The sequence below is a fragment of the Dietzia sp. DQ11-71 genome (genome assembly GCF_014144995.1).
In the GTDB taxonomy this organism is placed as follows: Bacteria; Actinomycetota; Actinomycetes; order Mycobacteriales; family Mycobacteriaceae; genus Dietzia; species Dietzia kunjamensis.
In genome coordinates this window covers 1-3941 of record NZ_JAALDT010000087.1, presented here as the reverse complement: position 1 = coordinate 3941, position 3941 = coordinate 1, and the positions used below count along the sequence as shown (strand labels likewise).

General features: G+C 70.6%; 3 protein-coding genes. 1 reads left to right on the top strand and 2 read right to left on the bottom strand.

What is annotated here, in order from left to right:
* Window positions 1-718: MFS transporter (locus G6023_RS03585; RefSeq protein WP_182634104.1), on the bottom strand; the 718-nt coding region annotated here is incomplete at its 3' end.
* A gap of 125 nt (window positions 719-843) precedes the next feature.
* On the opposite strand from G6023_RS03585, the gene G6023_RS03580 reads away from it, so the two are divergent.
* Complete coding sequence (locus G6023_RS03580; protein WP_182634105.1) at window positions 844-2730, top strand: N-acyl-D-amino-acid deacylase family protein; 1887 nt, start codon at window positions 844-846, stop codon at window positions 2728-2730.
* On the opposite strand, the gene G6023_RS03575 is transcribed toward G6023_RS03580, so the two are convergent.
* Window positions 2691-3941 (bottom strand): MBL fold metallo-hydrolase (locus G6023_RS03575; protein WP_182634103.1); only part of this gene is annotated, 1251 nt, incomplete at its 5' end. The two genes, G6023_RS03580 and G6023_RS03575, sit on opposite strands and share 40 nt — an antisense overlap.

The window sequence follows — 3941 nt, the reverse complement described above, 5'->3', positions numbered from 1 at the left end:
GAGCGGGCGCCGACGCGGACGGCCCGGACGGCGCGGCCGGCGGCTCGACCCCCGCGGACGCCTCGTAGTCGCGGACGATCCGCTCGGCCTCGTCGACGCGGCCCGTCGATTCCAGGTAGCGCACAGATTCGGGCAGTCCGAATCGCACGACCAGCGCGTACGCGGCCGGGATGATCCCGATGGCCAGGGCCCACCGCCACCCGTCGTCGCCGACCGGCACCACGAAGTAGCCGATGAGGGCGGCCATGATCCAGCCGACGGCCCAGAACCCCTCGAGGATCACCACCACCCTGCCGCGGATCCGGCGGGGCGCGAACTCGCTGACCAGGGTGGACGCCACCGGCAGCTCGGCGCCCAGGCCGAGGCCGACGATGAACCGCAGCACGATGAGCATGGCGATGCCGGTCGACAGGGCCGCCGCGCCGGTGGCGAGGCCGTAGACCAGCAGGGTGACGGCGAAGACCTGGCGTCGACCGATCTTGTCGGCGAGCAGTCCGCCGAGGGCGGCGCCGATCGCCATCCCCACGAACCCGATGGACCCGACCCAGGACAGCTCGGTGGGCGAGAGCGACCAGTGGACGGCCAGCGCGGCCATGACGAAGGAGATGAGGCCGACGTCCATGGCGTCGAGTGCCCAACCCACGCCCGAGCCGAGCAGCAACTTGCGGTGCTTGCGGGTGAACGGCAGACCGTCCAGGCGCTCCGTGCGGGTCGTCATGGCGGCCACGCTACTCGGCGACCCCGACACAGCCCGGTGCCAACCCGGGCTGGACGTGGACGAATGTCCGAGTAACCTGCGGGTAGCTGTGTTCCACATCACATCAAGAGGAGTTCCTCGTGAGCATCACCGAGAACGCCGATCGCGCTGAAAACGCCGAGAACGCGGAGAACGCCAGCCCGGGTGGGACGGACTTCGACGTCGTCATCCGCGGGGGCACGGTCTTCGACGGCACCGGCGCCCCCGGTGTCCGCGCGGACGTCGGGATCCGGGCCGGCGTCGTGGCCGCGATTAGCCCTGCGCCACTGCCCGTCTCGCCCGGCACACAGGTCGTGGAAGCCGAGGGGCGGTGGGTGACACCCGGGTTCGTGGACACCCACACCCACTACGACGTCGAACTTCTCGTCTCCCCGGGCCTGGGGGAGTCCGTCCGCCACGGGGTGACCACCGTCCTGGTGGGCAACTGTTCCATCTCGGGCGTGTACTCGGGCACCGTCGACGTCGCCGACCTGTTCAGCCGCGTCGAGGCCCTGCCCCGCGACTCGGTGCTCGAGGCGCTCGAGCAGAAGAAGACCTGGTCGGGGCCGGCGGACTGGCGGCGCACAGTCGAGGACCTGCCACTGGGGCCCAACGTCGCGTCGTTCCTCGGCCACTCCGACGTCCGCGCCTCGGTGATGGGGTTGGGCCGGGCGACCGACCCCACGCAGTCCCCCAGCCGCGACGAGTTGCGCAAGATCGACCGTCGCATCAACGCCGCTCTCGACGAGGGCTTCCTGGGCGTGTCCACCATGACCAATCCGTGGGACAAGATGGACGGTGACCGCTACCGCTCACGGACGCTGCCCTCCACGCATGCCTCGTGGGGCGAGTTCCGGCGGATCAGCCGTCTTCTTCGTCGTCGTGACCGGGTCCTGCAGGGCGTACCCAACCTCAACACCAAGGTCGACGTGGCCTTCTACGCCGCCACGAGCACCGGGCTGTTCCGCAAGCCCCTGCGTGTCTCCCTGCTGGCCGCCGCCGACACGCTGGCCGAGCCGTGGGTCAACCGCATCTTCCGGCCCATCGCCTTTGCTGCCAACACGCTGGGCAAGGGCAAGTTCGTGTGGCAGCACCTGCCCACGACGTTCAAGGTGTGGGCCGACGGGATCGACCTGGTGGTGTTCGAGGAGTTCGGCTCCGGCCGCGAGGCACTGCACCTCGTCGACGAGATGGCCCGCACCGACCTGCTCGAGCAGGAGAGCTACCGGCGCTGGTTCCGCCGCGACTTCGAGAAGCGCTTCAGCCCACGCGTGTGGCACCGGGACTTCGACGACGCGCTCATCGTGGCCTGCCCCGACGAGTCACTGGTCGGCCAGACCGTCGGCGACGTCGCGCGCGCCCGGAAGCTCCACCCGGCGGACGCCTACCTCGACCTGGTGGTGGAGTACGGCACCGACTTCCGCTGGACCACCACCATCGCCAACGCGCGGGAGAAGGTCGCCAACCGGCTGGCACGGACTCCCGGTGTGACGATCGGTTTCTCCGATGCCGGCGCGCACCTGCGGAACATGGCGTTCTACAACTTCGGGATCCGCCTGCTCGAGCGCGTGCACCAGGCACAACTCAAGGGCGCGCCGTTCCTCACCACCGAGGAGGCCGTGTACAAGCTCACCGGCGAGCTGGCGGATTTCTACCGCCTCGACGCCGGGCGCCTGCAGGTGGGCGCGCGAGCGGATGTGGTGGTCGTCGACCCGTCCGGGCTCGACGGCGAGTCCCTCGAGTACCACGAGGAGGCCATGGACGAGTTCGGCGGGATCCGCCGGATGGTCAACCGCAACGACCGGGCGGTTGCGGCGACGATCATCGGCGGCCACGTGGTGTGGTCCGACGGTCAGTTCGCCCCGGGCTACGGCTCCGAGTTCGCGGCGGGCCGGTTCCTGCCCGCGGGCGAGGCCGTGGCACCGCGCCCGTTGGCGGCGCCACGGCCGGCCGGTCACTCCGTGGGCATCCCGGCGTCCTCCCAGGCGGAGTAGCTGCCCTCGAGCTCGGTGACGTCGTAACCGACGCTGCGCAGTGAGCTGGCGACCACCGAGCTGCGGGTGCCGGACTGGCAGTAGGTGACGATCTTTCCCGAGTCGGGCAGTTCGTCGCGCTCCCACATCACCTGGCCACCGTGCAGCTGGGTGGCGTCGGAAACGTGGCCGTCGGAGTACTCGGAGGTGGCGCGGACGTCGAGCACCATGGCGTGCTCGTGGGACTCCAGGTCCTTCGGGTCCACGGTCTCCGGGCGGAACGTGGGCAGTCCGTCGGTGGAGGTGACGTACCCGCGCGTGGTGTCGACCCCCACCCGGATGACGCGGCGCCGCAGCTCGTCGGCCTCCTCGGCGTCTTCGGCGAGGAAGACCAGGCCGCGGGTGTCGGACTCCGGGTCGATCGCCCAGCCGGCGTAGGTGCCCGCCTGGCCGGCGGGGAGGTTGATGGCGCGGTCGACGGTGCCGTCGTGGACGTCGTCGGCGGGGCGGGGGTCGACGACGACGAGGTCACCGGATTCGATGCCGGAGGCCACCTCCTGGGCAGGCAGCTCGTGCAGCTCCGTCAACGGATTGCCGAGCACGGAGGGGCCGTCCCGGTTCTCGCGCTTCATCCGCCCGAAGTACGCCGGCGCGTCGGGCTGGCCGTCGAGGAGTTCGGAGATGAAGCCCTCCTCGTCGTCGTTCTCCACGTACTCGGGCCACCACGCGAACTTCCGCTCGTAACCCACCGAGCTGGAGGGCAAGGCCCCCAGGGACTTGCCGCAGGCCGAGCCCGCGCCGTGGGCCGGGAACACCTGGACGTGGTCGGGCAGGGTGAGGAAGCGCTCGCGCAGGCTGGCGAACAGCTGCTTGGCGCTGTCGACGCGGGTGTCCTCGTCGTTCGACGCGTTGCCGCCGGTGGTCTCGTCGAGCAGGTCCGGTCGGCCGAGATCGCCGCAGAACACGAAGTCGCCGGTGAGCGCGTAGCCGGGCTCGTCGGCGAACGCGCCGTCGGTGACGAGGAACATGAGGTGCTCGGGCGTGTGGCCGGGGGTGTGCACGGCCTTGAGCTGGACGTTGCCGAGCTCGATGGTGTCGCCGTCGCGGAGCCGCTCGCCCTCGAAGCCATAGCGCCAGTCGTCGCCGCCCTCGTCGGAGAGGTAGACGGTGGCGCCGGTCGCGGCGGCCAGCTCGCGGGTGCCGGACAGGTAGTCGGCGTGGATGTGGGTCTC